The 24,674-nt window shown below is 60.1% G+C and carries 18 protein-coding genes; 1 reads left to right on the top strand and 17 read right to left on the bottom strand.

Going from position 1 to position 24,674, the window contains the following annotated elements; translation table 11 throughout:
- The 17 genes from JN12_RS12840 to JN12_RS12920 all read right to left on the bottom strand — a co-directional run.
- Window positions 1-392: sodium/proton-translocating pyrophosphatase (locus tag JN12_RS12840; protein WP_211360499.1), on the bottom strand; the 392-nt coding region annotated here is incomplete at its 3' end.
- Window positions 393-507: 115 nt separating this feature from the next.
- Window positions 508-2,502 carry a (Fe-S)-binding protein gene (locus JN12_RS12845; RefSeq protein ID WP_145023340.1) on the bottom strand — a complete coding sequence of 665 codons (1,995 nt, stop codon included), beginning with the start codon at window positions 2,500-2,502 and terminating at the stop codon, window positions 508-510.
- Between the two features lie 122 nt (window positions 2,503-2,624).
- Window positions 2,625-3,941: an FAD-binding protein gene (locus tag JN12_RS12850; RefSeq protein ID WP_145023342.1), complete on the bottom strand. Its 1,317-nt coding sequence runs from the start codon at window positions 3,939-3,941 to the stop codon at window positions 2,625-2,627.
- Between the two features lie 29 nt (window positions 3,942-3,970).
- On the bottom strand, window positions 3,971-4,783 hold the full coding sequence (locus JN12_RS12855; RefSeq protein WP_145023344.1) for an electron transfer flavoprotein subunit beta/FixA family protein: 813 nt from the start codon (window positions 4,781-4,783) through the stop codon (window positions 3,971-3,973).
- A gap of 252 nt (window positions 4,784-5,035) precedes the next feature.
- On the bottom strand, window positions 5,036-5,911 hold the full coding sequence (gene sucD, locus JN12_RS12860; RefSeq protein WP_145023346.1) for a succinate--CoA ligase subunit alpha: 876 nt from the start codon (window positions 5,909-5,911) through the stop codon (window positions 5,036-5,038).
- A 15-nt stretch (window positions 5,912-5,926) separates the two neighbouring features.
- Window positions 5,927-7,093: an ADP-forming succinate--CoA ligase subunit beta gene (gene sucC, locus JN12_RS12865; protein WP_145023348.1), complete on the bottom strand. Its 1,167-nt coding sequence runs from the start codon at window positions 7,091-7,093 to the stop codon at window positions 5,927-5,929.
- Window positions 7,094-7,233: 140 nt separating this feature from the next.
- Window positions 7,234-9,222, bottom strand: a complete 1,989-nt coding sequence (locus tag JN12_RS12870) for a heterodisulfide reductase-related iron-sulfur binding cluster (RefSeq protein ID WP_145023350.1) — start codon at window positions 9,220-9,222, stop codon at window positions 7,234-7,236.
- A gap of 32 nt (window positions 9,223-9,254) precedes the next feature.
- Complete coding sequence (locus JN12_RS12875) at window positions 9,255-10,037, bottom strand: enoyl-CoA hydratase/isomerase family protein (RefSeq protein WP_145023352.1); 783 nt, start codon at window positions 10,035-10,037, stop codon at window positions 9,255-9,257.
- A gap of 83 nt (window positions 10,038-10,120) precedes the next feature.
- Window positions 10,121-10,966, bottom strand: a complete 846-nt coding sequence (locus tag JN12_RS12880) for a 3-hydroxybutyryl-CoA dehydrogenase (RefSeq protein ID WP_145023354.1) — start codon at window positions 10,964-10,966, stop codon at window positions 10,121-10,123.
- 60 nt (window positions 10,967-11,026) lie between these two features.
- Window positions 11,027-12,202, bottom strand: coding sequence for a thiolase family protein (locus tag JN12_RS12885; RefSeq protein ID WP_145023356.1), 1,176 nt, complete (start codon window positions 12,200-12,202; stop codon window positions 11,027-11,029).
- 236 nt (window positions 12,203-12,438) lie between these two features.
- A complete protein-coding gene (locus tag JN12_RS12890; protein ID WP_145023358.1) occupies window positions 12,439-13,275 on the bottom strand; it encodes an enoyl-CoA hydratase-related protein in 837 nt (278 codons plus the stop codon).
- Between the two features lie 57 nt (window positions 13,276-13,332).
- The gene (locus JN12_RS12895) at window positions 13,333-14,181 is read right to left on the bottom strand and encodes a class I SAM-dependent methyltransferase (RefSeq protein ID WP_145023360.1); all 849 of its coding nucleotides are present in this window, start codon (window positions 14,179-14,181) and stop codon (window positions 13,333-13,335) included.
- A 38-nt stretch (window positions 14,182-14,219) separates the two neighbouring features.
- Complete coding sequence (locus JN12_RS12900; RefSeq protein WP_145023362.1) at window positions 14,220-16,487, bottom strand: NADP-dependent malic enzyme; 2,268 nt, start codon at window positions 16,485-16,487, stop codon at window positions 14,220-14,222.
- Window positions 16,488-16,636: 149 nt separating this feature from the next.
- Window positions 16,637-18,715, bottom strand: coding sequence for a sodium-extruding oxaloacetate decarboxylase subunit alpha (gene oadA / locus JN12_RS12905; protein WP_145023364.1), 2,079 nt, complete (start codon window positions 18,713-18,715; stop codon window positions 16,637-16,639).
- Window positions 18,716-18,806: 91 nt separating this feature from the next.
- Window positions 18,807-20,564 carry an acyl-CoA carboxylase subunit beta gene (locus JN12_RS12910; protein ID WP_145023366.1) on the bottom strand — a complete coding sequence of 586 codons (1,758 nt, stop codon included), beginning with the start codon at window positions 20,562-20,564 and terminating at the stop codon, window positions 18,807-18,809.
- A gap of 77 nt (window positions 20,565-20,641) precedes the next feature.
- Window positions 20,642-21,799 carry an acyl-CoA dehydrogenase family protein gene (locus tag JN12_RS12915; protein WP_145023368.1) on the bottom strand — a complete coding sequence of 386 codons (1,158 nt, stop codon included), beginning with the start codon at window positions 21,797-21,799 and terminating at the stop codon, window positions 20,642-20,644.
- A gap of 255 nt (window positions 21,800-22,054) precedes the next feature.
- Window positions 22,055-23,275 carry a CaiB/BaiF CoA transferase family protein gene (locus JN12_RS12920; RefSeq protein WP_145023370.1) on the bottom strand — a complete coding sequence of 407 codons (1,221 nt, stop codon included), beginning with the start codon at window positions 23,273-23,275 and terminating at the stop codon, window positions 22,055-22,057.
- 367 nt (window positions 23,276-23,642) lie between these two features.
- On the opposite strand from JN12_RS12920, the gene JN12_RS12925 reads away from it, so the two are divergent.
- The gene (locus JN12_RS12925; protein ID WP_145023372.1) at window positions 23,643-24,443 is read left to right on the top strand and encodes an IclR family transcriptional regulator; all 801 of its coding nucleotides are present in this window, start codon (window positions 23,643-23,645) and stop codon (window positions 24,441-24,443) included.
- The last annotated feature ends 231 nt before the right edge of the window (window positions 24,444-24,674 follow it).

A 24,674-nucleotide genomic window follows, 5' to 3' on the forward strand; every position in this document is an offset into this window, starting at 1 on the left:
ATGCCGGTGATGGCGCCACCCTTGAAGGCGACGTTAAGGGCCTTGTGGATGCCGGATTTCGCTGCCTCGGTGGTGCGGATGTTGGCCCGGACCGAGACGAACATGCCGATGAAGCCGGTGAGGCCGGAGAACAGGGCGCCGACGGCAAAGCCGACAGCGGTCTTGGCGCCGAGGGTGGCAAAGAGCAACACGAACATGACCACGCCGACCACGGCAATGATGGTGTACTGGCGCTTCATGTAGGCGCTGGCACCCTCCTGGATGGCGGCGGCGATCTGTTTCATCCGCTCGTTGCCCTGGGGAAGCCCGAGTATCCACTGGGCCGAGACCAGGCCGTAGGCGATCGCTGCCACGGCACATGCCAGGGCAAAGTAGACTGCATACTGTTCCATTACCATCCCTCCTGAAATTCTTCTTGTATTCACAAAAACCTGAATCCGTGAGGCATGGGGCTCTGCATCGAACTCGCCCGCCCACGGATTCAGGTTTCGTAGTGCATTGTCTACATCAAGTCCTCGGCCTGAGCCCCTCGGCCACCACCTCGGCAATGTCCTTGACCTGGGTCTGGTCGGCCTGCAGGTCCTTGAGACCGTCGGCGAACATGGTCAGGCAGTAGGGGCAACTGACGCACAGCGTGTCCGGCTTCTCCTTCAGCGCCTCTTCGATCCGGTTCAGGTTGATCCTGGTCCCCTCGTGCTCTTCCATCCACATCCGGCCGCCCCCGGCGCCGCAGCAGAAGGAGTTCTCCAGGTTTCGCTCCATCTCCACCGGCGCCGCGCCGGTAGCAGCGGCGATGACCTGGCGGGGGGGCTGGTAGACGTCGTTATGCCGGCCGAGGTAGCAGGAGTCGTGGAAGGCGATTTTTCCCAGGTCGGTTACCTGGTGGTCCAGTTTCAGTTTGCCGCTTTTCAGGAGGGAGTCGATCAGTTCACTGTGGTGGATGACCTCCAGCTCCAGTCCGTACTGCCGGTAGTCGTTCTTCAGGGTGGTGAAGCAGTGGGGACACTGGGTGATGACCTTTTTGATCCCCTTGTCCTTGAACAGCTGGACGTTCTGCTTCGCCATCCGGTCAAAGACGAATTCGTTGCCGAGCCGGCGCAAGCTGTCGCCGCAGCAGAGTTCTTCCTTGCCCAGTATCCCCCAGGAGACGCCGGCCTCGTTCAGGATGGTGGCCAGGGCCACGGTGACATGCTTCTGCCGCGAGTCGAAGGAGCCGGCGCAGCCGACGTAGAGGAGGTATTCGGTCTGGTTGGCCTCGTACGGTTTGACCTCGAGGGTGGAGTACCATTTGGTCCGGTCCGTGGGGGCGATCCCCCAGGGGTTGGACCGTCCTTCCATGTTCTCGAACAGGTTCAGCAGTTCTTCCGGGAAGCTCGCCTTCATCTGCACCAGGTGGCGGCGCATCTTGACAATCTTGGGCATCTGTTCGATGAAGACCGGGCAGGCGGCCATGCAGGCGCCGCAGGTGGTGCACGACCAGATGGCGTCTTCTGGGATGCTCCCCTCCCCGTTTCCGGCGCCGATCAACGGCTGACCGGCCTGGAATTTCTCCTGGTCGACCTGTCCGTTCAGCAGGTTGATCTTGATGTCGTGCACGACCTGCCGCGGGTTGAGCGGTTTGCCGGTGGCGACTGCCGGACAGACGCTCTGGCAGCGGCCGCATTCGGTGCAGGAGAAACCGTCGAACAGGTCTTTCCAGGAAAGCTGGTCGACACTGCCGGCGCCGAAACTGGCCCCTTTGACGAATTCCTCCCTGGGCTGGGTGTTCGGTTTGTCCAGGCTCGCAAAGAAGCAGTTGGGGATGGCGGTGAGAATGTGCATATGCTTGCTGTGCGGCAGGTAGTTCATGAACAGCAACAGGACAATGGCGTGAATCCACCAGAAAACAGCGGTAAGCGACTGCAGGCTCTCTGCCGGGAAAGCTCCCAGGATGGTGCCTGCCACGGAGGAGACCGGCATCCAGGCTGCGGCCGGTTCTTTGCCCATGGCAATCAGGGCGCCGTGGAGGCCGAAGTAGGCAAGCATGAGGAGTGCTATGCTGCCGAGGATCAGGAACGCTTCCGGGCTGCGGGGGGAGGTGTAGGAGGTGGCCATGTAGTCCGGGGCGAAAAAGAGACGTCTTGCTGCAGCCAACACTACGGCCGCCAGCGCCAGGAGCGAGACTGCATCAAAGGCGAGCAGGAGGACGTGGTGCAGCGGCTCTGGCAGGACAGCGAGGCTGACACCGGGGATAAGGCCGGCAATGAGAAATTCACCATTGGCGATCAGGAGGACGACAAAGGCCCAGAAGATGACGGCGTGGTTCAGGCCGAACGGCCGGGCCATGACCCGCTTCTGGCCAAAGGCGTAGAGGAGCACGTCCAGAACCCTGCGGCCCGGCTCCTGAAAGCGGTCTTCAGCTTTGCCGACGGTAACGAGGGAGATCCTTTTGTAGCAGCTCCAGCTGAAGAATAGCAGGGAGGCGATCAAAAGTGGTGCGTAGATGGTCACATTGGGTGTCATAACTGTTGCCTCGCAATGTCCAACCCTCAAAAGCTGCCGGGTTGGAGAATCAAATCAATGCAATGTTTACGGTTTCCTGCGCGTTCTCCGCGTCCTCTGCGGTTGCCCGCCGATCCTGACGGTTACTGCTGTTTCAGTTCCCGTATCCCCCGGGTGAGTTCGGGCACCACCTGGAACAGGTCGCCGACGATGCCGTAGTGAGCCACTTCAAAGATGGGCGCTTCCTTGTCACGATTGATGGCGATGATGAGGTCTGAGTCCTGCATCCCCACCAGATGCTGAATAGCACCGGAGATCCCGCAGGCGATGTAGATCTTTGGCCGGACGGTCTTGCCGGTCTGCCCGACCTGGCGGTCGTGGGGCATCCAGCCGGCATCGACGGCGCTCCTGGAGGCGCCGACCACACCGCCCAGTTCGTCGGCCAACTCCTTCAGAAGGGCAAAGTTGTCCGGACCCATCAGGCCCCGGCCGCCGGAGATGATGAATTCGGCGCCGGCCACGTCCACGTGGTCTTTCCCCTTTTTGTCGTTGATAACTTCGAGGACCTTGGTGAGGATGTCTTTCTCCTCCACCGGGCAGGAGATCCGGACGATCTCGCCGGTGGCGCCTGGCCGCTTCTCCGGCAGCGGCATGACGTGCGGTCGGACCGTGGCCATCTGGGGCCGGAATTTGTCGCACATGATGGTGGCCATGATGTTGCCGCCAAAGGCCGGCCGGGTCTGCATGAGGTTCCGCTTGTCGTCGACGGCCAGTCCCGTGCAGTCGGCGGTGAGGCCGGTGCCGACGACGGTGGCAACGGCGCCGGCCAGGTCGCGGCCAAGGCCGGTGGCCCCCATGAGGATGATTTCGGGCTTACGGCTGTCGATGAGAAAGCAGAGCGCCTTCAGATAGGCCTCGGTGCGGTAGTGCTTGAACACCGGGGCATCCACCAGGATCGCCTTGTCCGCGCCGTAGGCAAAGGACTCATGGCAGAGCGGTTCGACGTTTTCGCCAAGCACGATGGCGGTCAGTTCGGCATCGATGGCATCGGCCAGTTCCCGGCCTTTACCCAGGAGTTCCCACGACACACGGGCCGGCTCCCCTTCGGTCTGCTCGATGAAGACCCAGACACCCCGGTAGGCGGCCAGCTTAGCTGCCAGGGCCGCTGCCTCGGGATCGTCATCCTCCGGTTCGCCGCCGGCACTGTTCATCAGTTCATCGAGGATCTTCTGTTCTTCCGGGGTGAAGAACAGGTCGATGGCCTGGGCCGGGCAGACCTTGACGCACTTGACGCAGCCGATGCATTTCTCGGTGTTGATGACCGGTTCGCCTGCGTCGTTCATGGCTATTATGTTTATGGGGCAGGAGCTTTCGCAGCGGGCTCCGCAGGCGATGCATTTCCCTTCCAGCAGAACCGCCTTGCCCCTTGGTTTCTTGATCGGTTTTTTTGCCTCAGTCATGGTCGACTCCTCGTGCAAAATCTTTATCTTCAAACCGGCAGCAGGTCTTTACTCAGCAGTTTTTCCAGGAGCAGCTTAGAGGTCCCCTGCGGGTCACGCAGGCCGTCGCCAACGATCTCACCCTTTTCCCGCTGCGGCGAGAAGATCCGGCTTACCCAGGTGGGCGAGCCTTTGAGGCCGATGCTGTTCACGTCCAGTTTGAGCACTTCGTTGTCCCAGACCTTGACCTCCAGCTCCTGGGATTCCAGCAGGAGAGGAACGGTCGGGTACCGGGGCCGGTTCAGCTCCCGCACCACGGTCAGCATGGCCGGCATGGGCGATTCCACGATCTCGTGCCGCCCTTCCAGCTTCCTTCTCACCCGGATCTTCCTGCTGGCCAGGTCCATCTCCTCCACCCGGTCCACCAGGGTGAGCTGGCTGTACCGGTTCCGCGTGGCGATTCCCGGCCCCACCTGGGCCGTATCGCCGTCAATCGTCTGTTTGCCGCACAGGACCAGACCCACCTCTTCCGTCTCGTTCAGCTTTTTGATCGCCGCCGAGAGGACGTTGCTGGTGGCCAGGGTATCGGCACCGCCAAAGGCCCGGTCCGAGAGCAGGATCGCTTCGTCCACCCCGACGGCCAGCGCCTTCCTGAGGGTGGCTTCGGCATTCGGCGGCCCCATGGAGATGGCTGCCACCCGTACCCCGAACCGATCCTTCATCCGGAGCGCCTCTTCCAGGGCATGGGTGTCGTAGGGGTTGGCGATGAACGGGATACCCTCCCTGACCAGGGTATTGGTCACCGGGTCGATCTGGACCTGGGTGGTATCCGGTACCTGTTTGATACAGACGACTATCAGCATATCAGTACACCTCGCGGGTTCGTTTCCTGCCGCGGACCCTTCCTCAGCCGGAAAAAAACGGGGGCCGGTCCGTCGACCGGCCCTCACACCAGACAGAAAGGAGTTTTCACAGCAGAACAATCGGCAAAACGGAAAAGAGCTGGTGAAACAGTTACGATGGGTTTAGAGCTCCGACGGTTACACATACTACCAAGAGCAGGTATTGCGCCTGCCCAGTAAAGGCACCCCTTGCGGGGTGCCCGAACCAATCACCTACAACCGGGGCTTGTACACTGCCAGCAGTGCCTTGGCCATTTCCGCCGGACTTGCTGCCACACTGATGCCACACTCCTTGAGCACGGCCACCTTTTCCTCGGCCGTACCCTTGCCGCCGGAGATGATCGCCCCGGCATGTCCCATCCGCTTGCCCGGAGGGGCGGTGACCCCGGCGATGTACGCCGCTACCGGCTTGGTCATGTGCTCCTTGACGAAGTAGGCCCCCTCTTCTTCCGAGGTGCCGCCGATCTCGCCGATCATGATCACCGCTTCGGTATCCGGATCTTCTTCGAACATTCTGAGGACATCGGTATGGTTCGTGCCGTTCACCGGATCGCCACCGATGCCGACGCAGGTGGACTGCCCCAGTCCCACGTTGGTCAACTGCCAGACCGCTTCGTAGGTGAGGGTGCCGGAGCGGGAGACAACGCCGATCTTGCCCGGTTTGTGGATGTAGCCGGGCATGATGCCGATCTTGCACTGGCCGGGGGTGATGACACCGGGGCAGTTGGGACCGACCAGGCGGGTCTTTTTCCCCTGCATGTACTGCTTGACCTTGACCATGTCCAGGACCGGAATCCCTTCGGTGATGCAGATCGCCAGTTCTATGCCCGCATCCACCGCCTCCATGATGGCATCGGCGGCAAACGGCGGCGGGACGTAGATGACCGAGGCGGTGGCGCCGGTCTTGTACACGGCATCTTTGACCGTGTCAAAGACGGGAAATCCTTCGATGGACGTGCCACCCTTGCCGGGGGTTACCCCGCCAACCATCTGCGTGCCGTACTCACGGGCGCCATTGGCATGAAAGAGGCCGGTGGCGCCGAGCCCCTGGGTGATGACCTTGGTGTTCTTATCGATAAGGATGCTCATTGTATATTCTCTCCTTTAGCAGGCGGCCACGGCCTGGACGATTTTCTGCGCTGCGTCGGCCATGCCATCGGCGGCAACAATATTCAGACCGCTCTCGGCCAGAAGCTGCTTGCCCTTGTCAACGTTGGTCCCTTCCAGCCGCACCACCAGCGGTACCTTGAGGGAGACCTGCTTGGCGGCCTCGATGACCCCGGTGGCGATGACGTCGCATTTCATGATGCCGCCGAAGATGTTGACCAGGATGCCTTTGACGTTCTTGTCGGAGAGGATGAGCTTGAACGCCTCGGTGACGCGCTCGATGGTCGCCCCGCCCCCTACGTCCAGGAAGTTGGCAGGATTGCCGCCCGAGTGCTTGATGATGTCCATGGTGGCCATGGCCAGACCGGCACCGTTGACCAGGCAGCCGATGTTGCCGTCCAGCGATACGTAGGAGAGGTCGTGCTGGGACGCTTCCACCTCGTTGGGGTCCTCTTCGTCATAGTCCCGCATGTCGCCGATCCGGGGATGCCGGAACACGGCGTTGTCGTCGAAACCGAATTTGGCGTCCAGGGCCAGGAGATCCCCCTCTTTGGTCACCACCAGCGGGTTGATCTCCAACAGTGCGCAGTCGCAGCCGATGAACGTGTCGTAGAGCCCCTGCAGCAGGCTGACCGCCTTATTGGTCAACTTGCCGGTCAGCCCCAGGCAGAAGGCGAGGTTGCGGCCCTGAAACGGAGTAAGTCCCACCAGCGGATCAATCGCCTCCTTGAAGATCTTCTCAGGAGTCGTGGCTGCCACCTCTTCGATGTCCATCCCCCCTTCGGTGGAGGCCATCACCGTTACCTTGGAGGTTCCCCGGTCGACCAGCAGGCTGACGTACAGCTCCCGGTCGATGTTGCAGCCGTTTTCCACCAGGACCCGGGTGACCACCTTCCCCTCGGGGCCGGTCTGATGGGTGCGGAGCGTCATGCCGAGCATATCCCGTGCAGTATTGCGCACTTCTTCGGAGGTGCGGGCCAGCTTGACCCCGCCTCCCTTGCCACGCCCGCCGGCATGGATCTGTGCCTTCACTACCCACGGACCGTCGCCGATACGCTTTGCCCATTCCCTGGCACTGGCCCCGTTGTAGCAGACATGCCCATCCGGAACCGGTACACCGAACTCCCTCAGAATCGCCTTAGCCTGATACTCGTGTATATTCACCTTGACTCCTCTCTGCCCACTTTTTCCGTCTGGGCGCCGGCTTAATGTATATATTTCAGTACCGTATTACCATTATTATTTTACCAATATACACATTTTCTCGCCAAATGGCCGTAGAGCCATTTGGCGAGATAGCGAGACTAGATCGACAACCTTTCCACCAGAATTTCGGCGATATCCCTCGGTACCAGCTGCCCTTCCAGCTCGGCTCCCTTGATACCGTCCTCGAACATGGTGAGACAGAAGGGGCAGTTGGAGACGAGTGTGCCTGAGCCGGTGGCAGCGGCCATCTTGGCCCGGCTCTCGCTGATCCGGCTGCCGAGCTTTTCCTCGGCCATGATCCGGCCACCGCCGGCGCCGCAGCAGAAGCTTTGTGCCTGGTTCCGGTCCATTTCCCGGATGCTCCCGCCGGCGGCGGCAAGCAGTGCCCTGGGCTCGTCGTACAGGTCGTTGTAGCGGCCGATGTAGCAGGAGTCATGGTAGGTACAGTCAAAACCGTCGGCCTTGAGCTTGAGCTTCCCTTCCTGCTGCAGACGGTTCAGGTAGACGGTGTAGTGCTCGACGTCGATGTCGAAGCCGAGATCGCGGTAGTCTTTGGCCAGGGTGTTGAAGCAGTGCGGACAGGCGGTGACCACCTTTTTGACCCCGTACCCCTTGATGGTTTCGATGTTCTCGCTGGCCATGGACTGGTACAGGTATTCGTTCCCCAGTTTGCGCATCGGTTCGCCGCAGCATTTCTCTTCCTTGCCCAGGATGCCGACTTTGACGCCGGCAGCGGCGCAGAGCTGGACGAAGCTGGTGGCGACCTTGATGTTCCTCTTGTCAAAGGAGGCGTAGCAGCCGACGAAGTAGAGGATGTCGACGTCGGCGTTGTCGGCCATGACGCTGACCGGCAGCTCCTTTGCCCAGTCGCCCCGGGAGGCGTAGGCCATCCCCAGGGGGTTGCCGTTGACTTCGGTGTTGTCCATGGCGACCATGACCTCTTCGCCCGGGAATTCGCCTTCCATGAGCACCAGGTTGCGGCGCATGTCGACGATCTTGTTAACATGCTCGATGGATGCCGGACAGATCTCCTGACAGGCCCGGCAGGTGGTGCAGGACCAGAGGGCGTCCTTGCTGACGGTTTCAATCAGGTTGGCTTCCGGGTTGCTGCAGGCTACTTCGCCCAGTTGGTTGATCACCTTCATGGGGGAGAGCGGTTTGTCGGTGTTGTGGGCCGGACAGCGGTCCTGGCACCGCTTGCACTTGGTGCAGGCGTCGGTGTCGAAGATGTCCTTCCAGGTCAGGTCCTTGAGCTGGGCGGTGCCGAAGCTCTCCGCATCACCCTCCATGTCGACGGTGACCAGGGCGCCCTTGGGGCCGAGGTCGACAAAGAAGTAGTTGGCGGCGGTGGTGAAGATATGCCGGAATTTGGTGTACGGGATGGCGCAGATGAAGCCTATCACCAGGAAGAAGTGTATCCACCACAGGGTTTGGTGCAGGGTACGCAGGGTCCCTTCCCCTGCTCCGGCCAGCGCCTTGGCAAACAGCAGGCCGACCGGCGACCAGACCACCAGGTCCGGCCGGCTCGGCAGTTCGGTGACCGCCATCCGGGCACCTTCGATCACAAAGCCGGTGATGAGGATGGCGAACAACAAGCCATGCATGATGGTGTCGTCCAGGGTGGATTCGAGCCCGGCGGGACGCACCAGGTAACGGCGCACCAGGAGCCCCAGCAGCATGGCAAAGGCGGCCAGGCCGGCCAGGTCCAACACCAGGGAGAAGTATTTGTAGAAGTCGCCGTTAAGGAAACGGTAGTGGAACAGGAGGTCGGTGAAGTCGGCCTGGGCTGCCACGAAGCAGGTGCCGATGAACAGCAGACCAAAGCCCCAGAAGAACAGCCCGTGGGCATAGCCCGGCCCCTTGACCAGGAGCACCCGGCTCTGCAACAGGACGTTCTTCACCAGCGCGCCGATCCGCACGGCCCGCTGATCGGTCCGGTTGAGCGGTTTCCCCTGCCGGTAGATGTTCAGCCGCTGCAGGCCGCTTTTGACCAGGAACCCCAGGGCGGCAAAGGTGAAGAGGTACATCGGCAGCAGTACCGTTGCCCCATGACCGATATTCCAATATAGTTCGCGTGTCGTTTCCATGGCTTTCTCCGACGAATCTCAGTCTGTTATGCTCAGTTACCGGTAAACGCCGGCTTCCTCTTGTCAAGAAACGCCCGCATCCCTTCCTTCTGGTCTGCCGAAGCGAAGAGCGCACCGAAATGGAGCGATTCGTAGTTCATCCCGTCCGCTTCGCACATGTCGAGACCGCTCCTGACGGCATCCTTGGCATGGGCAACGCCGAGCTGACCGTTGCCGGCGATCTTGCCGGCAGTTTCCAGAGCCTTGTCAAGCAGTTCTGGCAACGGAAATACGGCGTTGACGATCCCCCACTCCCTGGCCTCGGCAGCGTTGAGCATCTTGCCGGTAAAGATCAGTTCGTTGGCACGGCTGCGGCCGATGAGCCGGCCGAGCTTCTGGGTGCCGCCGAACCCGGGCAGGATGCCGAGGGTCACCTCGGGGAGACCAACCTTCGCGTTTTCCGATGCATACGCGAAGTCGCAGGCCAGGGCCATTTCCAGCCCGCCTCCCAGGGCAAAGCCGTTGACAGCGGCAATGACCGGCTTGGACAGCTGCCCGATCAGGTTGACCAGACGCTGCCCCTTGCGGGAGAACTCCTTTGCCTGCTGGACGGTCATTTCCGCCATCTCGGCGATGTCGGCCCCGGCAACAAAGGCCTTTTCGCCGCTGCCGGTAAGGACTATCGCCTTGACGTCGCCATCCTGCCCCAGCGCGGTGAAGGCATCGAGCAGTTCGTCGAGTACCGAGCTGTTGAGGCTGTTCAGAGCCTTGGGGCGGTTGATCGTCAGGGTGGCGACGCCGGCACTTTTTTCGATGAGCAGGTTCGTGTATTCCATATACAAATCCTCCCGTAGGGGCGATCCTTGTGATCGCCCACGCAGCGGGCGAATACAAGATTCGCCCCTACAGCAATCCGAAATCAATACGTATAGAACCCTCTACCCGTCTTCTTACCGAGGAAACCGGCCTCCACCATCTTGACCAGCAGCGGACAGGGGCGATACTTCGTATCCTTGAACCCTTCGTACAGGACGTTCATGATTGCCAGACATGTGTCGAGGCCGATGAAATCCGCCAGGGTGAGCGGTCCCATCGGCTGGTTGGTCCCGAGCTTCATCCCCTTGTCGATGTCCTCGGCCGTGGCAATCCCCTCAAAAAGGGCATAGGCGGCCTCGTTGATCATCGGAATGAGGATGCGGTTGACGATGAAACCGGGGTAGTCGGCAGAGACCGCCATCTCCTTGCCGAGCTTTTCGACAAGGGCAGCAGTGGCATTGAACGTCTCATCGCTCGTGGCAAGTCCGCGGATGACCTCCACCAGCTTCATGACCGGTACCGGGTTCATGAAGTGCATGCCGATGACCTTGTCCTGCCGGCCGGTGACCGCCGCGATGCGGGTGATCGGTATTGACGAGGTATTGGAGGCGAGGATGGCCCCTTTCTTCACGATCCCGTCGAGCTTCCTGAAGATGTCCAGCTTCAGCGCTTCCCTTTCGGTGACCGCTTCGATGGCCATGTCGCAATCGGCAAGGTCTTCCATTACCTTGGTGGTGCGGATCCTCTTGACGATGGCCGGAATGGCGGCACTGTCGAGCTCGCCCTTTTTTGCCTGACGCTCCAGGTTTTTCTCGATCCCGGCAATGGCCTTGGTCAGCTGCTCCTCGGCGATGTCGAAAAGCACCACCTCAATCTCGCGAACGGCCAGCACATGGGCAATGCCGCTTCCCATCTGACCGGCACCAAGGACTCCGACTTGCTTGATCATACCTTCCTCCTGAGCCAAGTATCTTAACTACATATGAATGACAGGATACGCGCCTTGCGCCTAGACTCTCTCTAATATCACGGCCACTGCCTCGCCACCGCCGATACAGAGAGTGGCAAGTCCATAGCGGGCCTGACGTTTACCCAATTCGCGCACCAGGGTGGCGGTCAGACGGGCACCGCTCGCCCCCAGCGGATGGCCGATGGCAACGGCTCCGCCATTGACGTTGACCTTGCCGGGATCAATCCCCAGGGTCTTGATGGCGATCATGGTCACTGCGGCAAAGGCTTCGTTGATCTCGAACAGGTCGATGTCGCTGATCTTGAGGCCGGCCTTGGCACACGCCTTTTCGATCGCCCCGACCGGAGCCTCGGTAAACTGGTCGGGATGGAGGCTGTTGGAGGCGTAGGCAACCAGCCGCGCCTTGGGCTTCAACCCGTATTTTTGCACCGCCTCGGCGCTGGCCAGAAGGGTCATCCCCGCACCGTCGTTGATGGTCGAGGCGTTGCCGGCGGTGATCGTTCCGTCCTTCTTGAAGGCGGCCCGCAAGCCGGTAAGCTTGTCAAAGGAGACCTTGAGCGGTTCTTCGTCCTCGCTCACCACCACATCCCCCTGCCGCCCCTTCTTTACAACCGGTACAATCTCCGCGTTAAAGGTGCCTTCCTTGAGGGCGGCCTGGGCTTTGCGATAGGAATCGATGGCGAACGCGTCCTGCGCTTCGCGGCTCAGACTGTATTTCTCGGTGGTCGCCTCGGCGATCACCCCCATGTGCTTGCCGCTGTACGGATCCTGCAGACCGTCGTGAACCATGAGGTCGAGCAGTTCCCCGTTCCCCATCCGGTACCCGTACCGTCCCTTGCTGAGCGCATACGGTGCCAGGGACATGTTTTCCATGCCGCCGGCAATGACCACCTCGGCATCCCCGAGGCGGATCGAGCCGGCCCCGAGCATGAGAGCCTTAAGGCCGCTGCCGCAGACCTTGTTGATGGTCATGGCCGGAATGGAGTCGGGCAGCTCCGCATAACGCATCGCCTGCCGTGCCGGGGCCTGGCCAGCACCGCCACTGAGCACCTGGCCGACGATCACCTCGTCGATGGCATCTGCCGGAAGGCCGGTCTTCTCCAGTAACCCCTTGATCACGGTTGCCCCCAGGCGTGGAGCTTCCACGTCGGCGAGCGCGCCCCCAAAGGACCCCAGCGGCGTGCGCAGTGATTCGACCACAAAGACATCTTTCATATCAGCCCTCCTCGGCATATAGATAACGTTCACGGTACCGCTTCCCCATCAACACGAAACCACTCCTCAACACCCGTTGCAACATTGTTCCAGATTCTGTATACACAACATTTAGCATTCAAGTACCACAATACCGAATTACCTGTCAAGACAAAAGAGTCTGCGCTATAACGTGTTTTGAATCGCAACTGTGCAACACGTCGTCACTGCCCTACCCTGCCTATCCGGCATCGCCGTTAGTCACCCCTGAAGGACGGAGTTCTCTTTTCCAGGAAGGCGTTGACCGCTTCCAGATGGTCGTTCGTGTGATGCGCCATGGCCTGGAAGCAGGCACACAGATCGAGGAAATCCGGAAGTTCGCTCCGCTGGGCCAGTTTCATCATCCGCTTGGTCAGCCGTAGCGTAACGGGCGGTTTGGCGGCAATCTGACCGGCCAGCTCCCTGGCGCGCGGCATGAGTGCGTCCGGTTCCACCACTTCGAGAAACAGCCCGATTCGCTGTGCCTCGTCAGCCTCCAGGACCCTGCCGGTAAACGTCAACTCCGCGGCCCGCTGGTAACCGAGCAGGCGCTGCATGAACCAGGCACCGCCGTCCCCCGGAGTGATGCCGAGATTGATGAAGGTTTCACCGACTTTTGCCCTGGTCGAGGCGATGCGGATGTCACACATGCAGGCGAGGTCGAAGCCGGCCCCGATGGCCGGGCCATTAACGGCGGCAATGACCGGAATCTCCGCTGTATGCAGGGCCAGCGGAATCTGCTGTATCCCCCGCCGGTAGTGATCCTGGATCTCCACCGACGACCCGGCGAAACTGCCGCTCTGTGCTTGCATCTCTTTGATATTGCCACCGGCGGAAAAGGCGGCCCCGTCGCCGGTGATGATCAACACCGAAACCGCCTGCTCGTTGTTGACCCACTGCACCGTCCGGACGATATCGTCGATGAGTGCCGTTCCGGTCAGGGCATTGCGCACATCGTTGCGCCGCAGGGTGAGAACGGCTATCCGATTAGCCACCTCCAGGGACGAATCCTTGAGTTCGGGTATCACCATGTCATGCTGTGCTGGTCTGTCCATACAACCCCCTTGTGCTGCAATCGTTGCCAGGGATGATAGCACGCCCCCCGGCGTGTGTCAGCAATTGACGGGGCGTCTCACAACGGCTTCGATCAGGGCGATACGGTCTTCTTCCAGGTTAAGAAACTGATTGTGCGCCATCTGGCGGAATTCCGGTCCCAGCAGCAGTTGGAGACCGAGCGAAGGCGAACAATTTTTGCGCATTTTCTCCTGCATCTGCCGGAACCAGGAACGGCCCGCTTCCGTAACGTCGCGCCAGATCTGGATCTCAAAACCGACACCGGCCAGGGTGTCCAGCAGTTGCCGGGAGGTGAGCAGAAAGCTGATCGAAGGCTCCCGTGCCCAGGGAACGGGGAAGTAGACATCCCCCCCCGGTCCCGCAAGAACATCGTAGATGGCAAGCCTTCCCCCCGGCCGCAAGACGCGCCACATTTCGCTATACAACCTCGATTTGTCGGGGATATTCATCGCCGCGTGCTGGGTCCAGACGATATCGAACGATGCGTCCGGAAAGGGGATGTCAATGGCGTTCCCCTGTTGAAAGGAAACCTGGCCATCCAGTCCGAGGCGCCGGGTGAGGCCGGCAGCGACCCGACAGTACTCGGCACTCAGGTCGAGGCCGGTGACGCGGCACCCGAACTCCTGGGCGAGATAGCGCGAGGCCCCGCCGAGACCGCTCCCCACATCCAGGACCTGCATCTGTCGCTCAAGCCCGATATCCCGGGCAAGATCGCAGGTCGCCTTGCGGCCGCGCACATGAAACTCGTCGATAGCCGCCAGGTCATCGGCCTTGAGGGCCTCCGGGTCCTTACCGGACGCAACCAGAGCGTTGAGGATCGTGGCTTCCAGGTCCCGGTGCGCGTAATGGGCATCTACTCTATGGAACGCTGTGTCGGTTGCATGCATGGCTTGGCACTCTCTGACCTGCGTTGCGGGATTCCCCCCTAAGGACTGCTGCAGTTCTGGGCATCCACCACGGCAATGGCGGCCATGTTGACCACATCCATAACATCATCGCCCTGCTGCAGAATATGCACCGGCTTGTTCATCCCCATCAGGATCGGGCCGATGGCCTCCGCCCCTCCCAGCTTGTTCAGCAGCTTGTAGCAGATGTTGCCGGAGGTAAGGTCAGGGAAAATCAGGATATTGGCCGTCTGCTTGAGAGAGGTGAACGGAAAGCTCGCCTTGAGTATCTCGGCAGCCACGGCGGTATCGGCCTGCATCTCACCATCGATCGCCAATCCAGGTTCCCTCTGTTTGACGATCTCCACCGCCCTCCGTACCCGGTCAGCCTGCGGATGGCGGACAGAGCCGAAATTGGAGATGGAAAGCATGGCGACGCTCGGCTCGATCTCCAGCATCCTCGCCTTTTCCGCGGTCAGGATCGCGGTCTCGGCAAGTTCCTCGGAAGAGGGATCGATACGGACCGTGGTGTCCGCCAGGAAGTAGATCCCGTTTTTGAAGACCATCATGTAGAGGCCGTGGACACTGGAGAGCCCCTCCTGCTTGCCAATCACCTGCAGGGCAGGCCGGATGGTCTCGGCATAGTTGCTGTCGATCCCCGCGAGCAGGGTGTCAGCGTCCCCCTGACGCACCATCATGCAGCCGAAATGGGTACGGGACTTCCGGGTGATCAGCCGCTTCGCCTCGGAAAGAGTGAGACCCTTGCGCTGCCTCAGCTGAAAGAGTTCAGCCGCGTACGCCTCGGACTTCTCTGAATTGGCCGGATCGATGATTGTCACCCCACCGTTCAGGTCAATGCCGAGTTGCTCCAGGGTACAGCGGATCTTCGCCTCGTTCCCCAAGAGGATCGGCCGGGCGATCTCCTGCTCCACCAGTACCTGGGCGGCGCGCAGGATCTTTTCGTTCTCCCCCTCGGGGAAGACGATGCTCTTCGGGTCGCACTTCGCCTTGTTGATGATCATCCGCAAGGTTTCTTTGGCCTTGCCCTGGAGCGACTCCAGCGCCTCCACGTACTTGTCCATGTCGGCGATCGGCTGCCTCGCCACCCCTGAATCCATGGCCGCCTTGGCAATGGCCGGGGCGACCCGCAGCAGTGCCCGGGGGTCGAACGGCTTCGGAATGATGTAATCGCGGCCGAAGGTGAACTTGACGTTGCCGTAGGCGCGACAGACCGAGTCGGGGCACTCTTCGCGGGCCAGTTCCGCCAGGGCGAAGACCGCCGCTATTTTCATCTCCTCGTTGATGGTGGTGGCCCGGACATCCAGTGCGCCACGGAAGATGAACGGGAACCCGAGCACGTTGTTGACCTGGTTCGGGTAATCGGAGCGGCCGGTGGCGACCAGCACGTCGCCGCGCACCTTGCGGGCCTCCTCCGGGGTGATCTCCGGGTCGGGGTTCGCCATGGCAAAGATGATCGGATTGACCGCCATGGTACGGACCATCTCCGGGGTAAAGGCCCCCTTGGAGGAGAGTCCGAACATGACATCGCATCCCACTGCCGCCTCTTCCAGGGTGCGCATCGGCGTATCAACGGCAAAGCGCTCCTTGTACTTGTTCATCCCTTCGGTACGCCCCTGGTAGATGATCCCCTTGGTGTCGCACATGATCAGGTTTTCCCGCTTGAGCCCCAGGGAGACGACCAGATTGGCGCAGGCAATGGCGGCGGCACCGGCGCCGTTGACCACCAGGCGGACCTCTTCGATCTTCTTCCCCACCAGTTCCAGGGCGTTGATGAGACCGGCTGCCGAGATGATGGCAGTGCCGTGCTGGTCATCGTGGAAGACCGGAATATTCATGGTCTTCTTCAGTTCCTCTTCTATGTAGAAGCACTCCGGGGCCTTGATATCCTCCAGGTTGATGCCGCCGAAGGTCGGCTCCAGAAGCTGGACGGCACGGATGATCTCATCCGGGTCCTCGCTGTTCAGCTCGATGTCGAACACGTCGACGTCGGCAAAGCGCTTGAAGAGGACCCCTTTCCCCTCCATGACCGGCTTGCCGGCCAGGGCACCGATGTTGCCGAGGCCCAGCACCGCGGTGCCGTTGGAGACAACGGCCACCAGGTTACCTTTGGCAGTATACTGATAGGCATCTTCCGGGGTCTGCTCGATAGCCAGGCAGGGTTCGGCAACTCCGGGAGAATAGGCCAGAGAAAGGTCCTGCGCGGTCTGGCAGGGTTTGGTCGCAATGACCTCGATCTTTCCTTTGCGGCCGGTTGAGTGATATTCCAGTGCAGCAGTTTTCTTACTCATATCTATATCCCTCCGCCCTTGCGGCTACCTGTATATAAGTGCACTCAAGTCGGCACCCTCCCCCGTCCCACCTGAAACAGGAGGGACGGGGAAAGGATGTCGGCTTGAACGCTCAGTGATAATAAAGAAACAACTCGATATATCGTAACTTAGTCCAGGGTAAGGAGAATCTGGCCGATGTCGACGGCATTCCCCTCCTGGATGTGGATCTGGCTGACAATTCCGTCCTTGTCGGCAAAGATCTCGTTCTCCATCTTCATCGCCTCGAGGATCAGGAGGAGATCACCTTCCTGCACCTTCTGACCCTGGGTTACCTCGATCTTCCAGACATTGCCGGCAAGCGGTGCGGCAACCCCGTTCTTGGGGGAAGCGGCAGCGCTGGCGGCAGCCGGAGTACCGGCAGCTGCGACGGGCGCAGCGTCGCTGATCAGGGTGACGAGCGGCTGGCCGATGTCGACGGCATTCCCCTCCTGGATGTGGATGGTACCGACGATGCCGTCCCGGTCGGCAAAGATCTCGTTCTCCATCTTCATCGCCTCGAGGATCAGGAGGAGGTCCCCTTCCTTGACTTCCTGACCCGGATCAACCTCGATCTTCCAGACATTGCCGGCAAGGGGCGAGACGATATCGGCCCCGGCAGAGGCCGCAGCGGCCGGTGCAGCGGCAGAAGCCCCGGCGGCATTGGCGGCAGCTGCGGCTGCGGCAGCGGCGGCACCGGTCGCCTTGGCGACCTGTACCACAAACGTCTGGCCACCACCGGTAACGGTGAACAGTTCTCCGCCGGCAACTGCGGGCGCAGCAGCGGCCTTGGGAGCAGGGGCAGTCTCCTCGCCGGTGGGAACCGGCTCGAACATGGCCGGATTGTCACGATGCTCGAGGAACTTGAGCCCGACCTGCTGGAAGAGGGCGTAGGTGAGCACATCCTCCACCTCGTGATCCCCGAACTTGAGGTTTTTCTCGGTTGCCAGGCCGCGCAGCTCGGCGGTGAGCTTGTCCATCTCGTGGTCAAGCAGGTCTGCGGGACGGCAGGTGATCGGCTCGGCCCCGGCCAGGACCTTCTTCTGCAGCTCCTTGTTCACCGGTGCCGAGGTGGCGCCGTATTCCCCCTTGAGAACGGCGGCGGTCTCCTTGGTCATGGACTTGTACCGCTCGCCGGTCAGGACGTTGATGACCGCCTGGGTCCCGACGATCTGCGAGGTCGGGGTAACCAGCGGGATCATGCCCAGGTCCTCGCGCACCTTGGGAATTTCAGCCAGCACTTCATCCATCTTGTGCCCGGCACCCTGCTCCTTCAGCTGGCTCTCCATGTTGGTCAGCATGCCGCCAGGAACCTGCGCCATGATGATCCGGGCATCAATACCCTTCAGGGAACCTTCGAACTTTGCATATTTCTTGCGCACTACCGTAAAGTAATCGGCAATCTCCTGCAGCAGCACCATATCGAGTCCGGTTGCCTGATCCGTCTCGGACATGATGGCCACCAGAGCCTCGGTGGCCGAGTGGCCGTAGGTCATACTCATGGAGGAGATGGAGGTATCGACATTTTCAACGCCGGCTTCAACGGCCTTGACATAGGTGGCAGTGGACATGCCGGTGGTGGCATGGCACTGCATGTGGATCGGGATGCTGATCGACTTCTTCAGCTTCTTGACCAGCTCATAGGCGGTGTAGGGAGAAAGCAGGCCGGCCATATCCTTGATACAGAGGGAATGGGAACCCATATCTTCGATCCGCTTGCCCAGATCGACCCACTTCGGAATGGTGTCAACCGGGCTGACCGTGTAGGACATGGTCCCCTGGGCGTGCCTTCCCTGCTTGATGACCGCCTTGATGGCGGTATCCAGGTTGCGCGGGTCGTTCATGGCGTCGAACACCCGGAAGACGTCGATGCCGTTGAACGCCGCCCGCTCCACGAATTTCTCCACCACATCGTCGGCATAGTGTCGGTAGCCGAGGATGTTCTGCCCCCGGAACAGCATCTGCTGCTGGGTCTTCGGCATGGCCTTCTTCAGTTCCCGGAGACGCTCCCAGGGATCCTCACCGAGGAAACGGATACAGGAGTCAAAGGTTGCTCCGCCCCACATCTCGATGGACCAGTACCCCACCTGGTCCAGTTTGTCCGCGATGGGAAGCATGTCGTCCAGACGGAGACGGGTGGCGAAGAGGGACTGATGGGCGTCACGCAGTACGACTTCGGTTATACCAAGAGGCTTCTTTCCTTTGCTCATGTGCAACTCCTTTCGTGTATCTTCAAATAGCGATCCGATTCGATTTTCCGCAGGAAGTTGCCCCCCTTTCTTAAAGGGGGACTTGAGCCCCCTATCCCTTGATGATGCGTGGCAGAAGCATTTGATGAACCGGCGTGATCGACTTTGGATTCTGGTAGTTGGCACCGGTAAAGGCCTGGATGTACTTGCGCAGATCGGGCAAGGACACGATTTCGTCGACAAAACCGGTCATGGCGCAGTAGGCCGGCCGTGACTTGTCCTGGTAGTCCTGGATCATCTGGTTCATCTTGTCCAGGACCGGGGTGAGGTCGTTGCCCGCCTCGTCCTCCTTGACCAGCCGCCGGGCGTAGGAGGCGGCAGCAGCGGTTTCACCGTGCATGACGTAGATTTCGGTCAGCGGCGTGCCCAGGGTGAAGGCGTTGTTGTTGTTGGCCTGGGGCCCGCACATGATGTAGTGGGCCGCAGCGGTACCCTTTCTGAGCACCACGCACATCATGGAGAGATCGGTCTGTTCGATGGAGTAGACCAGGGACTGGCCCAGGGCGAGCAGTTCGGCTTCCTCGGCCAGATCGCCGACATCGATGCCGGTAGTGTCCTGCAGCCAGACGATCGGCAGGTTGTCACGGCCGCAGAGGGTGACGAACTCGGCCTGCTTGATAAGCCCCTGACGGTAATGCTTGCCGCCAACCGCCGGATAGGCGCCATTGGCATATTCGGGATAGCCGGGGAAGACCCCCTGGCGGTTGCCGATGAAGGCGACCGGGAAGCCGTCGATCTTGGCGATGCCGGTAAAAACCTCGCGGCCGTAGTCGGGACGGTATTCCATGAACTCGCTGCTGTCGGTGAGGCGGGCCAGGATCTGGATGGCATCGTAGGGACGCTTCTGGTTCGCGGGAAGGATCATGTTGAGATCCTCCACCGGGAACTTGGGTGCGGCAGGAGCAGCGACCCGGAACATGGTCGGATCGTACGCGGGCATCATCCGCATATAATCCTTGATGCCGTCCAGTACGCCTTTCTCGGTGTCATGCACCTCACGGAAATAGGCGGTGTGATCGAAGTGGGTCTCCACCCGACCCGGATCCTTGGCCTTGAAGCTCTTGGTGCCATCGATGAGCGCCCGGGCCGCTTCGGCATCGATATACCCCTTGGGGTTCATCCCGCCGACGATGCCGGCGCCGCCGACGGCGATGTTTGCCCCTTCGTGGGCCAGCAGGATGGTGGGGCTGATCCCCTGATAACCGCCACCGGCCGGGTTGGTGCCGTAGATGGCGTTCAGGATCGGAATCCCCAGATGGTTCAGGTCGGCATGGCGGTAGAAGGGGGCCCCGCTGGAGCGGCGGCCGGCATAGACAGTCTCCTGCTCCATCAGCTTGACGCCGCTGCAGTTGGTCAGCCAGACCAGCGGCACGTTGAGCCGCTTGGCCATGTCGGTGACCATGAGGATGTTCTCGGACTGTCCGGCGATCCAGGCGCCGGCCATGACCTTGTTGTCAAAGCCGATGATGACCGCCCATTTCCCTTCGATCTTGCCGATGCCGTTCACGACCCCGGTGCATCCTTCTTCATTGTCCCGGGGGTTATAGAGGGTGTGCAGGGGAGACCAGGTTCCCGGGTCCACCAGGTAGTCGAGACGGTCGTAGATGGTCATCCCGCCCCGTTCATGGATCTTCTTGGCGGGGATACCCGCATTCTTCACCCTCTCCGTCTCCCGGGCGAGAATCCGCTCCTGCTCCCGGACGAGCTCGATATTTTCCTGAGCGCGTTTGACTTCTCCTTCATTGAGCGCCTTACCGATATCGGCCATTTTTTCGAAATACGGACGCAACGGCGTTTGTTTTCGCGACATACCAGGCCCCTTTCCCTCTATCTATTGAAATTGAACAGCATATAGTCGAAATAACTGCATCTGCACAACCGGCGGCACTAGCGGTTGGTCACATCCCCGAGGGCAATGCCGGCGATGATGGTCTTCTGGATGTTGCTCGTCCCCTCGACCGTACGCAGTGACATGGAATCGCGCAGGATGCGTTCTGCCGGATATTCGGTGGAGAAGCCGTAGCTGCCGAAGATTTTCATCGTATCGCAGGCCGCCTTTACCGCTGCTTCTGAGGCAAACAGTTTGGCCATGGAGGTCTGGTACTGGTTGGGCATCCCCTGATCCTTGAGCCAGGCTGCCTGGTAGACGAGCAGCTTGGCCGCCTCATGCTCGGCAACCATCTCGGCGATCTGGGCCTGGATCATCTGGTAGGAACCGATCTTCTTGCCGAACTGGGTCCGCTCGTTGGCGTAGCCGATAGCCGCCTCAACAGCGCTGCCACCGATCCCCAGTGCACCGGCTGCGCAGCTGATCCGGGTATTGTTCAACTGGAACATGCAGATCTGGAAACCCTGGCCCACCTCACCCAGGACCGAGTCCTTGGGGATTTTGGCCTGGCTGAAGGAGATCTCGCCGGTGGGGGCACAGTGCAGACCGAGCTTGGTCTCGATCGGGGCGGTAATGATCCCCTCGTTCCCCTTCAGGTTGACGACGAAGCAGGTCATCCCCTGGTATTTCTTGCTCTTGTCCGTCATGGCGTACACCAGACCCCAGTCGCCCAGATGGGCATTGGAGATCCACATCTTCTGGCCGTTCAGCTCCCAGTGATCGCCGCGATCGGTGGCAGTGGTCCCCATGCTGACAACGTCGGAACCGGAGTTGGGCTCGGTAATGGCGAAGAAGCCGAACGACGCACCGCTGACCCAGTCGGGGATGAAGCGCTCTTTCTGCGCCGTGGTGCCGAACTTGTTGACGGTTATGGCAGGACCGATGTTCTGCATGTTCAGCGGCAGACGCGAGGAACCGCTGACCATGGCCAGCTGTTCGGCGATAATGACCGACTCCAGAAAGCCGCAGCCGTTGCCGCCGTACTCCTCCGGCAGGGCGCAACCGAAAAAGCCGAGATCGGCCATCTTCTTGACCAGTTCGGGACGGAACGTATGATTTGCCTCGTCCTCCTTGAGTGTCGGAAGGATCTCCTTCTGTGCAAAATCCCTGGCCACGTCCTGCATCATCTTCTGTTCATCAGTGAGTCCGAAATACATGGTGTCCTCCTCGTTGATCTGGTTAGTTGCGTGTCGCCTAAGAAACAGCCGATATTTTCCCTTATATTGCCGTCCGTACCGCAGAGCGGAACCGATAAACTGTTTTACAGGTTATTATAGTAATCGAGTACCACAATACATAATTTTTTGTCAAGGAATTATGCTTAAAATAATTTTTCTGAAACGGGCTACGATACCGAAAAATGAAGATGTTATCATGACGCTGCGGGTGCGGTCAGCATGTGGCGCCGCGAGTTATATAACGCCGGTTTCGCGCAGCGAGGTTATTGTGTTACCGTCGACACCGAGCAGCTGCTCCAGCACCTGCACTGTGTGCTCACCCAAGAGCGGCGGCGGCTGCAACGCCCCCGCAGGGGTTTGGGAGAATTTCATCGGCGTGCCGACCAGCGGTATCTCTCCGGCGCTAGCGTGCTCAACCGTGACACACATCGAGCGGGCCCGGACCTGAGGGTCGGCAAAGACCTCCTCGATGGTATTGATCGGCCCGCACGGAACACCGGCCTTTTCCAGTTCGGCAATCCACCAGGACTTGGTCCGGAGCCCGAATATATCGCGGAGCAGCGGAATGAGACTGTCGCGGTTGCGCACCCGGTCGGCATTGGTGGCGAACCGCTCGTCCGTTGCCAGATGCGGAGCGCCGGCCACGGCGCAGAATCGGCGATACTGCTCGTCGTTCCCCACTGCCAGGATGATATGGCTGTCACTGGTGGCAAAGGCCTGGTACGGCACGATGTTCGGATGTGCATTGCCGAGACGCTCCGGAGAACGGCCCGAGACCAGGTAGTTGGTCGCCTGGTTGGCCAGGGTTGCCACCTGGACATCAAGCAGGGCCAGGTCGACATGCTGGCCGATGCCGGTCCGCTCACGGCAGGCCAGTGCGGCCAGGACCGCCGTCGTGGCGTACATGCCGGTGAAGATATCGACGATTGCAACACCGACCTTCATCGGTCCACCCGCCTCGCCACCGGGCTCCCCGGTTACACTCATCAAGCCGCCCATCCCCTGGATCAGGAAATCATAACCGGCCCGCTGACGATAGGGTCCGGTCTGGCCGAAGCCGGTGATGGAACAGTAGATGATGCCGGGATTTACCTCTTTCAGGGAAGGATAGTCGAGACCGTACTGGGCCAGCCCCCCCACCTTGAAATTCTCCAGCACGATGTCGCAACTGGCCGCAAGCCTCCGCACCAGATCCTGTCCTTCGGGACGGGTAAAATCGATGGTGACCGATTTTTTCCCCCGGTTGGCGGAAAGGAAATAGGCGGCGTCGCGGGTCGGCGTCCCCTCCCTGTCGGCCAGAAACGGCGGGCCCCAGCCACGGGTATCGTCACCGACACCCGGGCGTTCAACCTTGATAACCTCTGCACCCAGATCGGCCAAGGTCTGCCCAGCCCACGGACCGGCCAGCACCCGACTCAAATCCAACACCCGCACATGCTTCAGAGGACCGTCCAATTGCGCACTCTCCCTTGTTTAATTGACAATCACGACCAAACCAAACCTTCAAATACATAGTTCCACTATGCGGTACAAATGTTCTGCAATTGATGATACTATAAACAAAAAAGATTTCAAACAAAATTTATTACATTGCGACACAATTACACCGCCGGTCACTCATCAGTAAATACACGTCATTTTTAAGCAACAAACAGCAAAACGATACGAATCACCCTCACTATCGGCTTCCATACCGTACCGCAGCACGGAACATAGTGCCCAAAATTCGCTTAAATGCTGTTGACATGAATTTGCCTTTATGCAAACCTGTGTTTGAAAAAGAACCACCATCCAGAGGGACCTTTCAGGGGAGACAAGAGGCATGACAAAGGATCGCAGAACCGACAGAACCCCAGAAGATGCGCGAAAATTTGTCGAGGCGCTGGCAAGAGGGCTGGAGGTTTTAAGCTGCTTTCATCCCAGCGACCACTACCTGGGGAACCAGGAAATCTCGAAACGGACACGACTGCCCAAGTCAACCGTTTCGCGGCTGACCTTCACCCTCGCAGAACTCGGCTACCTCAATTACTCCACCACGCACAACAAGTACTGCCTGGGTAATGCCGTGATCGGTCTCGGCTACGCCAAACTGGCCCAGATGGATATCCGCCGCATTTCGCGGCCACTTATGCAGGCCCTGGCCGAACACACACAGGCATCGGTCAATCTGGGCATTCGTGACCAACTGAACATGATCTATATAGACACCTATCGGAACACATCCACACTCGCAGTCCAGCTCGATGTGGGCTCGCAGATCCCCATCGCGACGACCTCCATGGGGAAAGCGTATCTGTGCGCCCTTCCCGAGGACAAGAGGACCGAACTGATGGAACAGATCCGTGCCAACGAGGCACAGAACTGGCCGCTCATCAAGGATGGCATTGACAAGGCGATGGCGGACTACCGTGAGTTCGGCTACTGCACGAGCCTCGGCACCTGGCGAACCGAAGTCCATGCCGCCGCAGTGCCGCTCACACTCGATGACGGGACCATCATGGTGTTCAGCTGCAGCGGTGCATCCTTTCAACTGTCGAGACAGCTGATCGAAACAGATATCGGCCCGCGGCTCATCAACCTGGTTGGCAACGTGCGCACCGCTCTCTCGTTTGTAAAGAACTGATCCCTTCCACAAGATACGTTACCAAATTATGGCCCCGGGCATGATGCCCGGGGCCTTTCCGTTTGGCGTTGCCACGTCCCCATGCAGACAAGAGACACCCGGCTCTCCGTGCGGCCGACCGCACAACCCTTACACCACATTCCGAAAATCCGCACACCCTGCTCCTCCCCTGCCGCAGCACGGCGCCATAACAGTACAATATAACAGCGTATTTAAATTTACCGGCACCAG

The organism is Geobacter argillaceus, from assembly GCF_007830735.1.
Taxonomy (GTDB): domain Bacteria; phylum Desulfobacterota; class Desulfuromonadia; order Geobacterales; family DSM-12255; genus Geomobilibacter; species Geomobilibacter argillaceus.

Excerpts from the sequence above, each read along its gene's own strand:
- oadA (WP_145023364.1), bottom strand. The coding sequence starts at position 18,715 with ATGAGCAAAGGAAAGAAGCCTCTTGGTATAACCGAAGTCGTACTGCGT.
- JN12_RS12880 (WP_145023354.1), bottom strand. The coding sequence starts at position 10,966 with ATGATCAAGCAAGTCGGAGTCCTTGGTGCCGGTCAGATGGGAAGCGGC.
- JN12_RS12870 (WP_145023350.1), bottom strand. The coding sequence starts at position 9,222 with ATGGAAACGACACGCGAACTATATTGGAATATCGGTCATGGGGCAACG.
- JN12_RS12900 (WP_145023362.1), bottom strand. The coding sequence starts at position 16,487 with ATGAGTAAGAAAACTGCTGCACTGGAATATCACTCAACCGGCCGCAAA.
- JN12_RS12895 (WP_145023360.1), bottom strand. The coding sequence starts at position 14,181 with ATGCATGCAACCGACACAGCGTTCCATAGAGTAGATGCCCATTACGCG.
- JN12_RS12885 (WP_145023356.1), bottom strand. The coding sequence starts at position 12,202 with ATGAAAGATGTCTTTGTGGTCGAATCACTGCGCACGCCGCTGGGGTCC.
- JN12_RS12910 (WP_145023366.1), bottom strand. The coding sequence starts at position 20,564 with ATGTCGCGAAAACAAACGCCGTTGCGTCCGTATTTCGAAAAAATGGCC.
- sucD (WP_145023346.1), bottom strand. The coding sequence starts at position 5,911 with ATGAGCATCCTTATCGATAAGAACACCAAGGTCATCACCCAGGGGCTC.
- JN12_RS12925 (WP_145023372.1), top strand. The coding sequence starts at position 23,643 with ATGACAAAGGATCGCAGAACCGACAGAACCCCAGAAGATGCGCGAAAA.
- JN12_RS12890 (WP_145023358.1), bottom strand. The coding sequence starts at position 13,275 with ATGGACAGACCAGCACAGCATGACATGGTGATACCCGAACTCAAGGAT.
- JN12_RS12875 (WP_145023352.1), bottom strand. The coding sequence starts at position 10,037 with ATGGAATACACGAACCTGCTCATCGAAAAAAGTGCCGGCGTCGCCACC.
- JN12_RS12845 (WP_145023340.1), bottom strand. The coding sequence starts at position 2,502 with ATGACACCCAATGTGACCATCTACGCACCACTTTTGATCGCCTCCCTG.
- JN12_RS12915 (WP_145023368.1), bottom strand. The coding sequence starts at position 21,799 with ATGTATTTCGGACTCACTGATGAACAGAAGATGATGCAGGACGTGGCC.
- JN12_RS12855 (WP_145023344.1), bottom strand. The coding sequence starts at position 4,783 with ATGCTGATAGTCGTCTGTATCAAACAGGTACCGGATACCACCCAGGTC.
- JN12_RS12850 (WP_145023342.1), bottom strand. The coding sequence starts at position 3,941 with ATGACTGAGGCAAAAAAACCGATCAAGAAACCAAGGGGCAAGGCGGTT.